Origin of the sequence: Alistipes sp., assembly GCF_020026455.1 — a bacterium.
Taxonomy (GTDB): domain Bacteria; phylum Bacteroidota; class Bacteroidia; order Bacteroidales; family Rikenellaceae; genus Alistipes.
This window is the reverse complement of the sequence record NZ_JAHHQJ010000001.1, coordinates 148,076-166,176: the sequence shown is the minus strand read 5'-3', so window position 1 is coordinate 166,176 and position 18,101 is coordinate 148,076. Positions and strand designations below refer to the sequence as shown.

The 18,101-nt window shown below is 59.5% G+C and carries 15 protein-coding genes; 11 read left to right on the top strand and 4 right to left on the bottom strand.

What is annotated here, in order from left to right; genetic code table 11:
* Nucleotide 1: 1 nt before the first annotated feature.
* A complete protein-coding gene (locus QZ460_RS00650) occupies nt 2–1,558 on the bottom strand; it encodes an Rne/Rng family ribonuclease (protein WP_290539653.1) in 1,557 nt (518 codons plus the stop codon).
* Nucleotides 1,559–1,594: 36 nt separating this feature from the next.
* Between QZ460_RS00650 and QZ460_RS00645 the strand changes: the two genes are divergently transcribed.
* Nucleotides 1,595–1,759, top strand: a complete 165-nt coding sequence (locus QZ460_RS00645) for a hypothetical protein (RefSeq protein WP_290539652.1) — start codon at nt 1,595–1,597, stop codon at nt 1,757–1,759.
* Between the two features lie 187 nt (nt 1,760–1,946).
* On the opposite strand, the gene QZ460_RS00640 is transcribed toward QZ460_RS00645, so the two are convergent.
* Nucleotides 1,947–2,219: an HU family DNA-binding protein gene (locus QZ460_RS00640; protein ID WP_290539651.1), complete on the bottom strand. Its 273-nt coding sequence runs from the start codon at nt 2,217–2,219 to the stop codon at nt 1,947–1,949.
* A 553-nt stretch (nt 2,220–2,772) separates the two neighbouring features.
* Here QZ460_RS00640 and QZ460_RS00635 point away from each other — a divergent pair.
* The 4 genes from QZ460_RS00635 to QZ460_RS00620 all read left to right on the top strand — a co-directional run bounded on the left by QZ460_RS00635 (nt 2,773) and on the right by QZ460_RS00620 (nt 6,583).
* On the top strand, nt 2,773–4,323 hold the full coding sequence (locus tag QZ460_RS00635; RefSeq protein WP_290539650.1) for a response regulator: 1,551 nt from the start codon (nt 2,773–2,775) through the stop codon (nt 4,321–4,323).
* A complete protein-coding gene (gene tsaE / locus QZ460_RS00630; protein WP_290539649.1) occupies nt 4,324–4,740 on the top strand; it encodes a tRNA (adenosine(37)-N6)-threonylcarbamoyltransferase complex ATPase subunit type 1 TsaE in 417 nt (138 codons plus the stop codon). It abuts the gene before it with no gap.
* A gap of 503 nt (nt 4,741–5,243) precedes the next feature.
* Nucleotides 5,244–6,137, top strand: coding sequence for a transglutaminase domain-containing protein (locus QZ460_RS00625; RefSeq protein ID WP_290539648.1), 894 nt, complete (start codon nt 5,244–5,246; stop codon nt 6,135–6,137).
* A gap of 41 nt (nt 6,138–6,178) precedes the next feature.
* Nucleotides 6,179–6,583 carry a polyketide cyclase gene (locus QZ460_RS00620; protein WP_290539647.1) on the top strand — a complete coding sequence of 135 codons (405 nt, stop codon included), beginning with the start codon at nt 6,179–6,181 and terminating at the stop codon, nt 6,581–6,583.
* A 459-nt stretch (nt 6,584–7,042) separates the two neighbouring features.
* On the opposite strand, the gene QZ460_RS00615 is transcribed toward QZ460_RS00620, so the two are convergent.
* Entirely contained in the window at nt 7,043–7,354 is a 312-nt protein-coding gene (locus tag QZ460_RS00615; protein WP_290539646.1) for a hypothetical protein, read from the bottom strand.
* Nucleotides 7,355–7,558: 204 nt separating this feature from the next.
* Here QZ460_RS00615 and QZ460_RS00610 point away from each other — a divergent pair, with 204 nt between their 5' ends.
* The gene (locus QZ460_RS00610) at nt 7,559–8,269 is read left to right on the top strand and encodes a LytTR family DNA-binding domain-containing protein (RefSeq protein ID WP_290539645.1); all 711 of its coding nucleotides are present in this window, start codon (nt 7,559–7,561) and stop codon (nt 8,267–8,269) included.
* Here the strand turns inward: QZ460_RS00610 and QZ460_RS00605 are convergent.
* Nucleotides 8,266–8,871, bottom strand: coding sequence for an NUDIX hydrolase (locus tag QZ460_RS00605; protein ID WP_290539644.1), 606 nt, complete (start codon nt 8,869–8,871; stop codon nt 8,266–8,268). The two genes, QZ460_RS00610 and QZ460_RS00605, sit on opposite strands and share 4 nt — an antisense overlap.
* 48 nt (nt 8,872–8,919) lie before the next feature.
* On the opposite strand from QZ460_RS00605, the gene QZ460_RS00600 reads away from it, so the two are divergent.
* From QZ460_RS00600 to QZ460_RS00580, 5 genes are all read left to right on the top strand, one after another.
* The gene (locus tag QZ460_RS00600; RefSeq protein WP_290539643.1) at nt 8,920–11,070 is read left to right on the top strand and encodes a S9 family peptidase; all 2,151 of its coding nucleotides are present in this window, start codon (nt 8,920–8,922) and stop codon (nt 11,068–11,070) included.
* Between the two features lie 421 nt (nt 11,071–11,491).
* Nucleotides 11,492–13,351 carry a fimbrillin family protein gene (locus QZ460_RS00595; protein ID WP_290539642.1) on the top strand — a complete coding sequence of 620 codons (1,860 nt, stop codon included), beginning with the start codon at nt 11,492–11,494 and terminating at the stop codon, nt 13,349–13,351.
* A gap of 5 nt (nt 13,352–13,356) precedes the next feature.
* Nucleotides 13,357–14,184, top strand: a complete 828-nt coding sequence (locus tag QZ460_RS00590; RefSeq protein ID WP_290539641.1) for a DUF4493 domain-containing protein — start codon at nt 13,357–13,359, stop codon at nt 14,182–14,184.
* Nucleotides 14,181–15,953 carry a DUF4493 domain-containing protein gene (locus tag QZ460_RS00585; protein ID WP_290539640.1) on the top strand — a complete coding sequence of 591 codons (1,773 nt, stop codon included), beginning with the start codon at nt 14,181–14,183 and terminating at the stop codon, nt 15,951–15,953. The genes QZ460_RS00590 and QZ460_RS00585 overlap by 4 nt, the downstream gene beginning before the upstream one ends.
* On the top strand, nt 15,950–18,088 hold the full coding sequence (locus QZ460_RS00580) for a DUF4493 domain-containing protein (RefSeq protein ID WP_290539639.1): 2,139 nt from the start codon (nt 15,950–15,952) through the stop codon (nt 18,086–18,088). Before QZ460_RS00585 ends, QZ460_RS00580 begins: the two co-directional genes overlap by 4 nt.
* Nucleotides 18,089–18,101: the final 13 nt, after the last annotated feature.

Below are 18,101 nucleotides of genomic sequence, written 5' to 3'. Positions count from 1 at the left end.
TTTATTTGGTTATCAGGTCATTATCCTTTTTGTCATGGTAGTGGATCTCCACGATCCCGATGCTCTGATCAGCAGCAATCTCAAGGCGCACCTTGTACTTCCACTCCCAGCGGCGGCGCAGCGACCAGAAGCCCTTTCGGAGGAATGCCGCCACGTAAGGACTGACGACCAGCTTGATGAATTTGTGTCCGCGGTCCTGCGTAAGGAACGAAATCTGGTTCTCGATCTTCTTGTCCAACAGCACCGTAGGTTCGATCTTGCCCGAACCGTTGCACGTCGGGCAGACATCCGAAACGCTCTCGACGGCCACGGGGCGCACCCGCTGGCGGGTAATCTGCATCAGACCGAATTTCGTGAGCGGCAGCACCGTATGTTTGGCCTTGTCGGTGGCCATCAGCTTCACCATCTCGTCGAAGAGCGCCTGCTTGTTCTGCGCCTTGTGCAGGTCGATGAAGTCGATGATCACGATACCGCCCAAATCGCGCAGACGCAGCTGCCGGGCGATCTCCTTCGCCGCGGCCAGGTTCACGTCCATGGCGGTCTGCTCCTGGTTGTCCTCGGCCTTGGTGCGGTTGCCCGAATTGACGTCGATGACGTTCATGGCCTCGGTGTGCTCGATAATCAGGTAGGCACCGCGTTTGAGCGACACGTACTTGGCAAACAGCGACTTGATCTGCTTCGAGATGTCGAAGTTGTCGAAAATGGGGACGTTGCCCTTGTAGAGTTTGACGATTTTCTCCTTCTGGGGTTCGATCTGGCGGATGTAGCCGCGGATTTCGTTGTACATCGCCTCGTCGTCGACGGCGATCTGCGAGAAGGAGCCGTTCAGCGAGTCGCGGATGATCGTGTTGGCACGGTTCATCTCGCTCATCAGCTGCGCCGGGGCCGACGCCGCGTTCTTCTTGATGGCCGCACAGGTCTTGCGCCAGCGGTCGATCTGGGTCTGGATGTCGTGCTCGATATCCTCGTCCTTGGCCTCCATGGCCGCCGTGCGGATGATGACACCGAAATTCTTCGGCAGCACCGCCGCGGCGATGCGTTTGAGGCGCTTCTTCTCATCCGCCGAGCGGATTTTCTGCGAAAGGAAAACCTTCGAGGTGAAGGGAACCAGCACCACGTTGCGGCCGGCCAGCGAGATGTCGGCCGTCAGGCGCGGGCCCTTGGTCGAAATGGCCTCCTTGGCCACCTGGACCATGATCTGCTGCCCCACCTGGAGGTATTCGCCGATCTTCCCGGTCTTCTCGACGGGTGCTTCGAGCTTCATGCTCTCGACGCGGAATCCGCGCTTGCCGGGCTGCTGCGAGGCCACGAGTTTCTGCAGCGAGGGGAACTGGGGCCCCAGGTCGAGGTAGTGGATAAAGGCGTCCTTTTCGTGTCCTATGTTGACAAATGCCGCGTTCAGTCCCGGCATGATCTTGCGCACCTTTCCGAGGTAGATGTCCCCCACGGCGAAGCCCGTCTGACACTGCTCCTTGTTCAGTTCGACGAGCACCTTGTCCTCGCACATGGCGATCGAGATCTCGGTCGGGGTTACGTTTACGATTAATTCTCTGTTCATCTATCGTGTGTCGCGCTCCGGGAAACCGGGCGCGATATGGCTGAAATTAGTACTGAAGCCGCATTTTGGGGTGAAGTGGCGGCGAACTCCAATGGTAAAATATGGAGACCGGGAACGTCCGGCCAAACGCGGGTCCCGATGTCCGGAAAAACCGCGCAAAAGGTGGAAAATCCGCCCGAAAAATCGGAAACCCGAAAATAGGTAAAGCTAAAAGAACCCCTTGGCCCCTTTAGCTTTATCTATCGTTAGCACAAAGGTGCTACCCTACTTTTTCTTGTGACGGTTCTTACGAAGACGTTTTTTCCGCTTGTGGGTAGCCATCTTGTGACGCTTATGCTTCTTTCCGTTTGGCATAATCCTAAAATTTTAAAAGGTTCTTTATTTATTGTTATTTTACCTTCGCTGCAAAGCTCTTTGCGGGCTTGAAAGCGGGGATGTCGTGTTCGGGAATGGTAATCGTCGTGTTCTTCGAGATATTGCGGGCAACCTTCTTGGCGCGCTTCTTCACGATGAAGCTGCCAAAACCACGAAGATACACGTTATTTTTTTGGGTGAGCGACGTCTTGATGCTCTCCATGAACGCCTCGACGATAGCCTGCACCTGTACTTTCTCAACGCCGGTGCTTTTAGCGATTTCGCTTACGATATCTGCCTTTGTCATGTTTATATATATGTTTAAAATTAAGTCCGTCCAGATTGATTCGGAGTGCAAATATACGCTTTATTTACATATCCGCCAATAATCGGCTGTTTTTTTTCACTTTTTTCCCGCGGCAGTGTAGTCCACACGTTCACAACACGATAACAAATATCGAGCAAAACCCGGGCCAAAATTAAAATATTCTATATCAGTTATTTATTCCGTCGCGCATCCACCCGGCGCCCGCAATCGACAAACGCCTGGAATACAACACCTTGTGCATCCATCCACATCTGCACTCGCTGCTCTGCCTCCGCCGGCCTTGCGTCCGTCCCATCGGGGGCGCACGACCCTCCGTCTCCAAAGGTCGTCTGCAGCACGACGGCCGCACGGCCCTTGTCCGCTCAAAACGCAGACACGCCTGCAAAAGGGGCCTCCTTCGCCGCCGGGACCGCACGCCCTCCCCCAACCAGCCGAAAATTACATTTAATCGCCGCCCGAGCCAATAAACCGCAGGGTTTTTGCGTTTGATAATAAAAACATTAATTTTGTAAATTCTAAATCCGATAACGGTATGGTCAAAATACTCTGGGTCGACGACGAAGTCGAACTGCTGAAACCCCACGTGCTGTTCCTGAAGCAGAAGGGCTACGAAGTGGACACCTGCAACAACGGATATGACGCGATCGACATGGCTTCGGAAGGGGCCTACGACCTGATCATCCTCGACGAAATGATGCCCGGCATGACGGGGCTCGAAACCCTGCCCAAGATCAAGGAGGTGCGCCCCACGACTCCCGTGATCATGGTCACCAAGAGCGAGGAGGAGAACATCATGGACAAGGCCGTGGGCTCGAAGATCGCCGACTACCTCATCAAACCCGTCAACCCCAATCAGGTGCTGCTCTCGATCAAGAAAAACGTGCACCAGCAGCAGCTGGTGACCGAGCAGACCACCGCCGACTACCGTTCGGAATTCGGGCGCATCTCGTCCTCGCTCCAGATGGCCGACACGTTCCAGGACTGGTGTGCACTCTACCGCAGGCTCACCGCATGGGAGATCGAGCTGTCGGAATCCACCGACCAGAGCATCAAGGAGGTGTTGACCTACCAGAAGAGCGAGGCTAACCAGGAATTCTGCAAGTTCGTGCGCCGCAACTACTACAACTGGATCAACAAGCGTTCGAACGACACCCCCGTGATGTCGCACACGCTCATGCGCACCAACATCTTCCACGTCGTCGACGAAAATCCCAAAACCACGCTGCTGCTGATCGACAACTTCCGCTACGACCAGTGGCGGTCGATCTCGTCGCTGCTGCGGGGCTGGTACGACGTGGTGCAGGACGACTTCTTCTGCGCCATCCTCCCCACCGCCACGCAATATGCCCGCAACGCCATCTTCGCGGGGCTGATGCCGCTGGCCATCGACCGGCTGATGCCCAACAAGTGGCTCAACGACAACGAGGAAGGAGGCAAGAACCAGTATGAGGAGGAGTTTTTGAAAAGGCTGATGAGCCAGAACGGCAAGAAGTGGAAATTCTCGTTCGACAAACTGGTGCGTCCGGAGCAGGGGCGCAAGCTGGTGGACAACATCCAGAAGGTCTACGACGCCGACTTCTCGGTCATCGTCTACAACTTCCTCGACATCCTTTCGCACGCACGTACCGAGACCGACATCATCCGCGAACTCACCGAGGACGACGCGGCCTTCCGCTCGCTGACACGCTCCTGGTTCGAGCATTCGGACCTGTACACCATCCTCAAGCTCCTCTCCGAGCGGGGACACACCGTGGTCATCACCTCGGACCACGGCACGATCCGCGTGGACAACCCGGTGAAGGTGACCGGCGACCGCGAGACCTCGGCCAACCTGCGCTACAAGACGGGCCGCAACCTCGCCTACAACTCCCGCGAGGTCTACGAAATCCTGAAGCCCGAGGACGTACAGCTGCCGTCGAGCAACCTCACGTCGAGCTACATCTTCGCCTACAACACCGATTTCCTCGTCTACAACAACGATGCGAACCGCCACATCCGCTACTACCGCAACACGTTCCAGCACGGCGGCATCTCGATGGAGGAGATGATCGTACCATACATCGTTCTAAAGCCAAAACAATAGATGAAAACCATTCACATCACCTCGCAGGACGAGCTTCCGCAGGTCGCCAAGGCGATCATCGGCTCGCTGGACCGCCGCACGGTGGTCGCCTTCCGCGGCGAGATGGGCGCGGGCAAAACCACGCTCATCCGTGAAATCGCCGCAGAACTCGGGGCCGCCGACACCGTGACCAGCCCCACGTTCGCCATCGTCAACCAATACAAGGGCGAGGGCAACCGACGCATCCACCACTTCGACTTCTACCGCATCAACGATCTGCGGGAAGCCTTCGACTTCGGTTACGAGGAGTATTTCTACTCGGGCGACCTGTGTCTGGTGGAATGGCCCGAGAAGATCGAACAACTGCTGCCCGACAACACGATGACGGTGCGCATCACCGTAGACAGCGACACGGCACGCACCTTCGAAATCGACTGACCGCCGGTCTGAAAAGCCGGATTCAGAGCCGAGGGGGGGGGAGAGTCGGAAGCGGTGAGGAAATCGGGGACGGCAAGAGGGCCGGAGACGGCAAAAAGGCCGGGGACAGCAAGAAGGCCGGGAACAGCAAAAAGTCCGGAGGCAGCAAGAAGGCCGAAGGCGGCAAGACGATTGAATGACTGCCGGGCCGGGTCCAAAAACTGCCGAGCCGGGTTCAAAAACCGCCGAGCCGGATTCAAAAACCGCCGAGCCGGATTCAAAAACCGCCGGGCCAAATCAGACCGTCGGAACCTATCCGCAGCAAGCCCCATATCACCGGCCCGTTTTCCAAGGGCCCGCCCAGGATTCGCAAGGGCCCGCCTGTTTCCGCAAAACTCGGCCCGTTTTCGCATGGCCCAGTCGCTTTGCGGCCGCACACCGGGACGAACCCCGCAAAGGTCCGTCCCGTTCGTTTGCCGCCACCGGAAAAAACCCTATCTTTGCAGCGGACATAATCGCCGCCCATGAAAAAATTCTTCAAAATCACTGGTGTCGCTCTGCTTTCGCTCATCGGCCTGCTGCTGGCAATCTTTCTGCTGGCCCGTTTCGTCTTCCACGAACAGGCCGTCGGTTACCTGGCCGGCCTCGAAAAACAGCAGCGCGTGGAGTTGCTCCGCGCCGCGGATCCTTATGCCGCCGACACCGTGCAGTATCACTTCACCTATAAACAGGACTCCGTCCGCGCCCGCGAAATCCGCGAATACTTCCGGCTCGACACCCTTGTGAATCCCGCCGCTCCGACTTGGGACAACGCCCGCGCGCTGGCGCAGTTCGTCGCCCGGAACATTCCCCACGCCAATCAGAAAGTCCACCCCGAAACGCGCAACGCAATCGGACTATGGGAGTATACCCGTACGGTCGAACCGGCTTTCAACTGCCGTATGCACTCGATTCTGCTCCACGAGCTGCTGCTCTCGCAAGGGATCGTCAACCGTTTCGTAACGTGTCTTCCGGCCGACTCGCTCGATCAGGACTGCCACGTGGTCAACCTCGTTTGGCTGCCCGAACACGAGAAATGGGCGATGATAGACTCGGACATGCAGGCGTGGATCGAAAGCCCCGCGGCCGACCCGCTCTCACTCGCCGAGATGCGCGAACGCTACATCGCCGGCGAACCGACGACACCGCGCCAGTTGCTGGGTCTGGACAAGGATTTCACCTATTACAACGCTTACTGGGCCAAGAACCTCTATTGGTTCATTTGCTGGGAGCAGACCGGATACGACAAGGAGATCGGATACGAAGGCCGCGCCATCGCCCTGCTGCCCCCGGGATTCGAGGGATTCTCGCTGGATGAATCCACCGTCCGGACCTCCGACGCCGACCGTTTCTGGGCCGCCCCGCAGCCGGAGGAATGATCCGGACCCATAATTTCAACTTCTAATTTTCAACGCGCATTATGCAGGAATACATTTCGAAACAACACCGGATTTTACGTCCCGCCGAACAGATTTACGCCGTCATCAGCCGCTTCGACAACCTCACGCCGGCCGTCGCCGACCGCGTCGAGGAGTGGCAGGCCACCGAGGAGACCTGTTCTTTCAAGGCCAAGGGCTTCACCGTCCGCCTCCGCATGGAGGAGCGCATCGAGCCGCGCCACGTCAAGATCGTGGGCGACGACGGGGGGCTTCCGATGGATTTCGCCTTCTGGATTCAGCTCCACAAGGTTTCGGACACCGACACCCGCATGCGGCTGGTACTGCACATCGAACTGAACATGATGCTGAAGATGATGATCGGCGGCAAGCTCCAGGGCGCCATCGACCAGATCGCCGAAGGCATCGCCCGCGCGATGCAGGCGTAGGCGTCCGCTTCCACAAAGCGGAACAGGAGCCACCGGAGGGCAGCCCAAAATCCGCGCCCGCCACCGGCAGCCATTTCGGAAAACCACCCCGACAGCCGCCAACACCGGAGAGGGCCATTTCGAAAAACCGCCCCGACAGCCTCCGACCCGGGCCAAGACAGCACGGCGGATTCAGACCCCGGGGCGGAGGTTTCGACGACGACGAACCGGCAGATCGGTACGTCCGGGTTTTTGCATACCCTTCCGGACACCGCCGCAGTTGCTGCCGGCAGATCGCCGGCAGCCCGAACCGGCCCCACAACATCGGGCCGGTCGGTTCTCCCGCGGGACACGTGTTCCGCACGCCTTTATCCGGATTCCGGACCCGAACAAGGATCTGCCCGCGGGGACCGACTGCCGGGGCCACCACACGCAGCAGCAACCGGCCGGAAGCAGTCCGGCTCCCGCTTTACATCCGGACTATATCCGCGGCTTCTGCAACATGCGGATCACCAGCGAGGCGGCATAGATCAGCATGCCGTACATCACCGATATGAACGACACCTTGAATCCACCGGCCAACACCGCCGGAGAAATATCCCCGGCCAACTGGATGACACCCAGAATCTGGAAAACTCCCAGAATCTGATAGAAAATACCGGTCAGCAGAGCCAGCAAACCAATCTCCCGGACCCATGCCGGAGCTTTCCATGCGGCAAAAAGCATACAAATCAGTTCGACGGTCAGAATCGACATGCCCCATGTCCCGCCTTCGAGAAACAAATCAAACATAACGCAAAGTTTTTAAGTCAGCGCGGGACCATTCCCGCATTGCAAAGATAGACTGCCGCAGGCCGGACCCCCAAAAATTCGGCCTGTCGAATCCCGCTCGCGCCCGGTCGAATCCCGCCGATCGGCCCCGGAAGCGGGTTTGACGGGGTCGGACGGAGACACCGGAGCGTGATTTTACCTATATTTGTAAAAAGGATTTTTTGGATGAAACAGTTTCTGCCCATCGTCTGGTGGCTTTCGGCCACGCTCGTCATCGCCCTTGTCCTCGTCGGTCTGGGCTATCCCTTTGCCGACGCCCTGCTGCTCGGCGTGCTGTTCATGCCCGGAATGCTCACGGCCCGCTATTTCGTGCCGCAGCTGTCATTCGAAAACCGGCGACGGGGGGGGGCCCTCGACGCACTCTACCTCGCGCTGGCGATTCTCGGCGTCGAATACCTCTCGCTGATGCTGGGCCATGTCGTAGTGCTCGGGGCCAGTGATGCCGGGATGCCGGGGCTGCTACTCAACCCGCCCTTCATCCTGCTGGTCCTGATGGCCTTCATCACCCCGGAGATGATCCTCGAAAAACACCTCGAACGGCGCTGTCCCCATGCCCCTTCGATCAGCTTCATCTCCGAGCGCCGCAAGGTCACGCTCGACCCCGCGGAAATCAGCTACGTCGAATCGAACGACAGCGAAGTCTGGATTCACACCGCCGACGGCGGCGCCTACCGCACGAAAACCCGCATTTCACAGTGGGAGGCACAATTGGACAACCGCTTTCTGCGCATCCACCGCTCGTTCATTGTCAACACGCTGCGCATCGGCCGCATCGGCCCGGCACACGTGGAGATCGACGCAATGACGATCGAGATTTCGCGCAAATACCGGGAAGCCGCGCGGCGACGGCTCACCAAGACTGCGGAAAACGCCTAATTCCGGCCCATTGCCGCCGCCACGCAGCGGATCGTCGGGAAAGCGTCGCGCAGACGCTCGGCCACCTCGCGGGACGTAGACCACACCGCGGAGTCGATACCCTCCTCCATCTGGGGCGTCAGCCCTCCGCCCCCGGGTGCATGCAGTTCGTACCAATGGGTCCGCTTCAGCTCCCAGCGCGCGGTTTTCGGGAAATAATAGGCGTGGAGCGTCTCGCACAGCGGACGCACAACCTCCGCCGCCACACCCGTCTCCTCCTCGACCTCGCGCGCAGCACACTCCTCGATGCGCTCCCCGCGCTCCAGGTGACCTTTGGGCAGGTCCCAACGGCCGTTGCGGTGGATCATCAGCCACTCGCCGCAGTCGTTCACCACCACGCCCCCGGCCGCCTCGACCGGAGTGAAATCCGCCGCAAAGTCGGCGAAAATACGGTCGGGATCGTCCGAAACGACGGCCACGGAGTTGTGCGATTCGAGAAAATTCAGTATCTTGTCGCGTGATATGCCGCCGCAGGCTGACGCAGCAACGGCATACCACCCCTCTCCGGGAGTTTCGGCCGTGAATGTCACGGCCCTGTCGGCGAAATAAACGGTACGGTTCATCCTTTCATCGGAAATTTGTGAACAAATATACGTAAGAAACCTCAAAAAATGAAAAAATTTCTCCTGATGACGGCTATTGCAGCTATGGGCCTCGGCGGGTGCAGCAAGCATCCCGAGCCCCTGAAGATCGACAATGCGCTGACGGCCGAAGAGATCGCCGCCGGACGTCTCACCCCCGAGGTGATGTGGAAGATGAGCCGCGCGGGCGGCTCGTCGCTCTCGCCCGACGGACGGACACTCCTCTACCAGCAGACCGACTACAACATGGCCGAGAACCGCGGCGTGACGACGATCCGGATCCAGGACATGGACTCGAAGGCCGTGACAAGCCTGACGGACTTCACGTCGAACAGCCTCTCGCCGAAATGGAGCGCCGACGGTCGGCAGATCTATTTCCTCTCGGACCGCGGCGGTTCGATGCAGGTGTGGCGGATGAACGCCACGGGCGGCGACGCGACCCAGATCACGGGCTGCGGCGACGCCGGGAAGGCTTCCGATGTGGAGGGATTCGGCGTGAGCCCCGACGGAAAACACATCTGGTGGGTGCAGACCGTGCAGACGGCCAACCGCCGTTCGTCGGACATCTACAAGGACATGGACAAGTCGAAGGCCCGCATCTACGACGACCTGATGGTGCGCCACTGGGACTACTGGGACGAGGGCGAATACCGCCACATCTTCATCGGTGAACTGGACGGGGATGTCGTGACCAACGGCAGGGACATCATGCCCGACGCGCAGTGGGACGCCCCGCTGGCCCCCTATTTCGACATGGCCGAAATCGCCTGGAACAACGCCGGGACAATGCTGGCCTACACCTGCAAGCCCCTGACGGGAACCGAATATGCCATGTCGACCGATTCGGACATCTTCGTCTACATCCTCGAGACGGGCCAGACGACCAATATCTGCAAACCGCTCACGGGCAAACCCGCCGCGGAGGGCGAAGCGTGTTTCGACCTGGCCGAGATGGTCGGCTATGACAAATACCCGGTTTGGTCGCCCGACGATTCGAAGATCGCCTTCCTCTCGCAGCGCCGCGCAGGCAACGAGTCGGACAAGGCCCGCCTGTTCGTCTACGACTGCCGGACCGCCGAAATGCAGGACCTCACTGCCGACTTCGACTACAACGCCATGAACGTCGTGTGGAGCGGCAACGACCTCATCTACTTCATCGCCCCGATCGAGGCGACGCATCAGATCTGCCGCGTCGCGCCGTCGGTCGGCGAGGTGGAGGTCCTCACCAAGGGCGACCACGACATCAACGCCTTCTCGATGGCCGGGGAGCGGATCGCCGCCGAGATGTGCACGATCTCGATGGCCACGGAGTTTTTCGACGTGAACCCGACCGACGGCAGGTTGACGCAGCTTTCGACCATCAACAAGTCCGTCTACGACCACATCCGCATGGGCGAGGTGCAGAAACGATGGGTGAAGACCACCGACGGCAAGCAGATGCTGACGTGGGTGATCCTCCCGCCCGATTTCGACCCGTCGCAAAAATACCCCGTGCTGCTCTACTGTCAGGGCGGTCCACAGAGCGTCGTATCGCAGTTCTGGAGCTATCGGTGGAATTTTCAGCTGATGGCGGCGCAGGGTTACATCGTCGTCGCTCCCAACCGCCGCGGCCTGCCCTCGTTCGGACAGGAATGGCTCGACCAGATTTCGGGCGACTACTCGGGACAGAACATCCGCGACTACCTGGCAGCCATCGACGACGTGGCCAGCGAACCGTGGGCCGACCGGGAACGCATGGGATGCGTCGGGGCATCGTACGGCGGCTATTCGGTCTACTTCCTCGCCGGATGTCACGAGAAGCGTTTCAAGGCCTTCATCTCCCACTGCGGCATCTTCGACTTCGACTCCATGTACGGCCAAACCGAGGAGCTGTTCTTCGTCAACAACGATTACGGAGGCTCCTACTGGGACACGACCAACGCCATGGCACAGCGGTCCTACGCCAACTCGCCGCACAAGTCCGTCGCGAAGTGGGACACGCCTATACTGATTATCACCGGTGAGAAGGATTTCCGCATCCCCTACACCCAGTCGCTCGAGGCCTTCACGGCGGCCCGCGTGCTGGGCATTCCGGCGCGGCTCGTGGCGTTCGAAAACGAGGCGCACCAGGTCTTCAAGCCCCAGAACTCGCTGGTCTGGAACCGCGAATTCTTCGGCTGGCTCGACAAATACCTGAAATAGCCGCCCCGACCGAAAACAAGGGCCGCCCGGAGTTCCGGGCGGCCCTTTTGCTTGCACCCACATAAACCGACCAAGACCGGCGGAGGGGAGAGGCAAGGGAGGCTGTACGGACCGGACAAGCCGGGGGCACCCGCCCCCGGAACGGCCTTGCCCCGCTCCGGGAGGCTCCGAAACGCCCCCAATGCCCCAAAACCCCAAGCCCAAAGAGAGTCAACAGATGGCAGGCAAAAGGGCCAAAAGAGGGCCTGATCTCGCCGGCTCCGACCGGGAGCATCCGTGCTCCGCATCCCCAAAAAGGAGCATCCGCAAGAAGAAAAAGAGAGCTGTTCGTGATAAAAATTTCAGAGTTCGTTGAATTTATTTCCACGAAAGGGAACCTGTCCCTATTTTTGTACACATTACAGATAAAAGAATCTATTTTATGCGAATAAATTTCCGGATTATTTTACTCGCGCTGCCCCTGGCCTTCGGGGCTTGTTCCGAATCTTCGGAGACGGGCACCCGGCCGGCGAGTGAAACAATCAGCGTCTCGGTAGGATCCGGTCCGAAGATCGACATCCAATCCGAAGACCGGTCCCGCACCCAGCTCGCCGAAGACGGCCTCTCGGTCAAATGGACTTCCGACGATCAGATCGCACTCTGGGCCCTCAACTCCCGGTCCGAGACCATCCTCAGCAAACAGCCGTTCAAACTTTACCACTACAACTCCGACTACAACACGGCCAAATTCAGGAGCGACATCCCGCAAATGCCTGCGGACACCTATACTTATTACGCCGTGTCGCCTGTCCCGGCCGAAAGCAAAGGCACGCAGGCCTCCTACCTGATCCCCGATGTGCAGAACGGGGACTTCGACGGCAATTGGGACGTGATGGTGGCCGATCCGGTCAAGGCCCCGGCCCTGGAGAAGAACAACTCCGGCGAGACGGTGCAGTTCCAGTTCCGCCACAAAGTGCACGTGCTGAAAATAAGCATTCCGAAAAACGACCTGGGCGAAAAGATCTCGGAGATCACGTTGGCATTCCCGCAGCCCGTCACGGGGCGCATGACGGTCGATGCCACCGATCCCGCCGCTGCGCCGGTGCTCTCCGGCGACAGCAACACGCTGACGTTGCGGTTCGACACACCGAAGGATGCGGGCGATGTGGTCTTCGCCGTCATCGCACCGGCGGAACTCACCCCGGAGCAGGAGGTGACCATCACGGCGATCGGCGAAACCGGGGAATCCGAGCCGCGCAACATCCCCGGCAAACATTTCTCTGAGGGCCATACCACCCCGATCGCCTACCATATTCCCGCCCTCGGGCACGCCTACACGCGTCTGAGCTTCTCGCTGCCGACAGACAAGGGAAGGGCAACGCTGGGCGAGGCGGTCGAAAAAATCACCCTCACGGCACCCGAAGGCGCTCTGTTCGACAACAGATCGAACGTCCGCGCATTTGCCCCCGATACCGAGGGCAAATACACCCTGGTGTTCAAACCCTCGTGGACCGACAACCTCTCGGGCAAGACCGTCACGGTACAGTACGAGTCGAAAAACGCCATCGTGTCAAGTTCGCTAACGATGCCGCAGATCACCGAATTCAGCAACAACGGCATCGCACTCAGCGTCCCCTACCTGCTGGCGGAGGATTTCAGTTCAATCAGCCAGAATGCGAGCAGCGATGACAACCCGGAAGTAGGAGGCCTTCTAATTCTCCCCGGCAACAGAACGGCAATTGATTTAAGCCTTTGGGGACTTTCAACCCCCGGCTGGACCGCAGCTCGCGTGGGAGTTGCCGCAGGCAAGGCCGTACGAATCTGTGCCCGGGTTGAAAACCAATCCTTTAAATCGAATACTTACAAGGCCCGTATCGACTCCGCCCCTCTCAGCGGGATCAAATCGGGAAAATCGGTGAAAGTAACCGTTTCTTTCAATTACAAAGGCGGACGTTGGTCGATAGAGCGCAGTTTGATCGGGCCCAATGGCCCAGGCGACGGAAATGCCATTTACAGTTGCGGTTACACCCAAGAATCAGGCTGGCAACCCGGATCAACGGCTATTCCCAATCTGTGTATCAACGAAGCCATCATCCCCGGGACCGAAGGAAAGGACCAGAATCAGAATCAAAACTACGACAACATTACCAACACCGCTTCATTCACCATTCCGGCAGCCGCAAGCACGACCCGTGCGTCATGGATGGTATCCTCGACGACCACAAGTGCCCCGTTTGGAGGATTCAACGGTAACTACTGGCTCTACCTCGACAATATCAAAGTATCCATCGTCAACGAATAGCCGCCATGAGAAAACTGCTTTACATACTTGCATCGGCAGCTGTCGCAGCCGGAGGATGCTCCGACAAGAAAGAGATCCCCGCCGGAGAGGGATGCGGCTCCATTCGCATCGCCTGCGAGGCCGACGCCACGATCGACGCTACGGCGGCAATGGCCCCCCAGACCACGACCCGTGCGGCGGCAAAACCCGCCGGAACGGATTTCGCCCTGCGGATCAAGGGCGAAACCGTCGACCGCACGTGGGCGACGGTAGCGGCGTATGAGGCCGAGGAGACCGCCCACAACTTCCCCAAAGGCCGCTACACGGTCACGGTCACCTACGGCGATCCCGAGGCCGAAGGCGTGGACAAACCCTACTACGCCGGTTCGACCCAGATCGAGGTCACGGCACGCCGCACCAGCACCGCACGGATCACGGCGACGATCGCCAAGGCGCAGGTTCTGGTACGTGCCACCGAGGCGTTCAGGAAATACTACAACAACGCGGAGTTCACCGTGACGACCGGAGCGGGCAACACCTTCACGTTCCGGCCCTGCGAGGCGGCCGAAGCGGAAGCGATCTGGGTGCAGGCCGGAAAATCGCTCACCGTGAAGGGCACGGCCCGGGGCCAGAGCCAGAACGGCACCTCGGAGGGTCCGCGCTACACCTTCACCCCCGAGCCGCTCGAAGCGGCACGCGCCGCCACGCACCACATCTTCACCCTCGACGCCGGGAATGCCGGCAGCGCGACGCTGAGCATCACCCTCGGCGAAGGATACACCGAGACCCGGGACCTCGACGTGGAGCTCAACGACGGGGCCATCGATTCTGCAAATAAAAACAACGCGATATGAAAAGCTTTACCAAGATTCTGACGACCGCGGCAGCAACGGTGCTGCTGGCGACCGGCTGTGTGAACGAAGACCCCGCTTACAAGCACAACGGAGCGGGCACGCCGCCCGACCCCGATGCCAAAGGCTACCTGACGCTGGCGGACATGAGCATGCGCGTCGTGGTCGACACCGACACCGAAACCCGGCCCGACGACACGTCGGACGAGACACAGGGGGCGCAGGGGGCGGCAACCCGCGCGGAAGAGGCGCAGCCCGACGTCGACGCATTCATCATCAAAATCCGCAACGCATCCGGCGAGCAGGTGCTCCAGGAGACTTACGGCGACCTGAAGGTCTCGATCGGCGAAACCGGCCGGCTGGAGCTTCCAGTGGGCAGCTACACGATGGAGGCCCGTTCGGAAGAGACCGCCGCGACCCCGGCAGCCGAATGGGAACACCCCGTCTACTTCGGGTCGCAAGAGTTCGTCATCGAGAAGGAGCAAACCACCTCCGTCAAGGAGATCGTCTGCACGCTGAACAACATCAAGGTGACGCTGATGTGTTCGAAAGACCTCGCCGACCAGCTCACCGACAACACCCAATCGACCGTCTCGCTGGGCGATGCGACGATGACCTTCCTCAAGCAGGAGACGCGCGCGGCCTACTTCATGCCGCAGGGCGAGACCAACACGCTCAAACTCCACCTCGAAGGGGCGTTCGCCGACAGCCCCGACACTCCCGTCCGGATCAACAAGAGCATCTCGGGCGTCAAGGCCGGACAATGGCGCAAGCTCTCGATCGTGATCACCCATTCGGACAAGGGCGACATCAAACTGGACATCGACGTCAACGACTTCGTGAAGGACGACGAAATCCAGGTCAACGAGCCCGACACCCCGGGTGAACCCGGACTTTCCGTCACCCCGACCCTCGAATGTCCGGGCTACGACCTCACGAAGCCCGTACAGCTGCAGGCCTCGATGTTCGACGGCCAGGGCAACTACACCCGACCGTTCGCATTCAACCTCGCCGCACCCAACGGCGTCGAATCGTTCGCGGTGAAGATCACGTCGGACAACTCCCGTCTGACCGGCATGGTGGCCGGAATCGGCGGACCGGAATTCGACCTCTGCTCGATCGGGACGTCTCACCCCGCCTACACGGTGCTCGCAGGGCTCGGCCTCCCGCTGGGCAGCGAGCTCAAGGGCGTGACAGCAAAGAGTTTCGACATCGCAAAAGCCATGAAACTGCTCTATCCCGCATACGGGGGCACGCACACATTCGCCTTCACGATAACCGACGCCCAAGGGCTTTCGACCCAGGCATCGCTGACGCTCGCGGTCGACGCAGCTACCGAAGGTCCGACGCCCCCGAGCATCGTATGGGTCGGCTACAACATCGACAAACAGCAGATTCTGGCTCAAGACATGAAGATCGACCTCGACATTCAGGTCCCGGCCGGCATCCAAAAGTTCGAGGTGACCATCATCTCCGAAATACTCAAGCCCCTGCTCGCGGAGATGAAGATTCCGGAAAAGTTCGACCTCTGCAATATGGAAGGAGCGAACAAACAGATAATCACCGAACTCGGATTCCCCGTCAATGAAGACGTGCGCAACAAGACTTCGTTCGACCCGCAGTTCTCCATCACGGGATTTGTCAACCTGATCTTTACCGTCTTCGAGGATAGTGGTAGAGATTCCGGAACCTTCAACTTCCAACTCACCATCACGGACAACAAAGGCCAGACCACGACCAAAACCATCCAACTCAAAGCCATCAAGAAATGAGCAAGCGAATCAGATATGCCATCCTGCTGTTCTGCGCAGCGCTGACGGCCGCCTGCTCGAAAGAGACGGCCGGGAGCGCCGGCGCGGGCAACACGGGGACGCTCGAAATGCGGGTTTCGGCAACACGGGCCGAAGCCGACGGGGAATACGATCCCCTGCAGCACCTCGCCGTACGCATCTACCGCGGAGGCGGCGAACTGCTGCGCCAATACACCGGGGAGACGCTCCCCGAACGGCTGGAACTGCTCGCGGGAGAATACCGCGTGGAGGTCGACGCCGGAGAGGCCGTCCCCGCCTCGTTCACCAAACGGTTCCACAAGGGCGAGAAGAGTTTTACGGTGGCTGCCGGGCAGACAACCGTCGCCGAAGTGGAATGCAAACGCCAGAACGTCGTTGCCGAGGTGAAGTTCGACGCCACGGTATCCACCGCTTTCGGTAAGAATTTCCATGCGTGGGTAGTCGCCGCCGACTCGTTCGACCAGGAGCAGGCGCAGCAGGGCAGCGTCCCGGCGCTGAAATACACGGCCGACGGCAAGGGCTACTTCACCATACCCGAGGGGGTGAGCACGCTCTCGATCCGATTCGAGGGCACGCATCCCGACCGCGGCGTCATCGTCAAGGAGCGCAAATTCGAAGGCGTACAGACCGGCGGCAAATACAGCGTCTCCTTCCGATTCTCGAAGGACCTGCCGGGCTTCATCGAATGCTTCGTCGTCAAGGTGGACACCTCGACCGACGACTACGACGACACCTTCCCGTTCAGCCCCGAACCGAGTATCGAAAGCGAGGATTTCGACATGGCCCAACCGCAGGATTTCATTCCCGGGACAACCGCCCCGAAACGTTACACGATAACGGCGATGTCGGCCGTAAAGAGCATCCGGGTCGGCATCGGCGACGACAGCTATGAGGTGCTGAAGGACGGTGCCGTCACCAATCCGACCGACGGGATCGAGGTGGTCAAGCAGAGCGACATCAGCCTGACGGTCAGCCTCTCCGACGCCTTTTTCGCCAACCATGCGGGCGGCAGCCACCAGGTGACCATCCGCGTCACGGATTCGGCCGCCTCCGAAGCCCTCGCCAACTCGGAATACCGGCTGCAAGGTCTTCTGCCCATCGGAAAGACGGATTACGACCTCTGGACGAACAGCCTCACGCTGCGTGCGCTGATCCTCGATCCGAACATCACGACCGTAAAATTCGGTCTGCGCACCAAAGACGGTCAGTGGACCAACGCCGAGGGGATAAGCGCCGGAGACGGCATCCATACGGCCACATTCACGGCCCAATGGGAGGAATCGGCCAACGACGCGAAGTTGACCGTCTACCGCCCCGTTGCGGGCACCGGTATCTTCGCCGGCAACAGCTACGAGGCGCAGGCCATCATCGGAGACACACCCCATACAACGACCTTCGTGGCGGACGCCGGGCAGCAAATCCCCGACGGAGACATGGAAAACAGCTCGCTCCCCTGCTTCGACAAAAGCGCATCGGCATCCTCGACATTCTGGGGCAGCGGCAATGCCGCAACTTCGGGGCTGTGTGCACAGTCGACCAAAACCGGGATGGGCGGCAACCACTGCGCCAAGCTCGAATCGCAGTCGGCATTCGGCCTGCTCGCTGCGGGCAACCTCTTCTCGGCAACATTCCGTTTTGCGAGTCTTTCGGGAACAGCCAGTTTCGGAATGCCCTACCAGTGGACAGCACGCCCAACGGCACTACGGCTGAAATACCACGCTACCGTGGGCGCCGTCAATAAGGGAACGGCCTCCGAGCACGAATACATCCGAGACGGCCAAGACCGTGCACGCATCTTGGCCGTTATCGTCGATTGGAGCAGTCGGCACGCGACTGTCGCCGGCATGGGAGCACCGACAGGCGTGTGGGACCCCGCCAAAACCAATAAAACCGATGAAGGCCCCATCATCGCCTACGGATCGCTGCTGATTGACAAAACCACATCAGGCGATGCGATGACAACCGTAGAGATTCCGATCGAATATTACGACAAAACGACCAAGCCTACGGGCGCATACACTCTCGTCATTTCCTGTACGACGAGCGCCTACGGCGACTTCAAGGTAGGTTGTCTGGGCAATGTCATGTATGTAGACGATTTCGAATGGGTATACTAATCACTAAACGCAA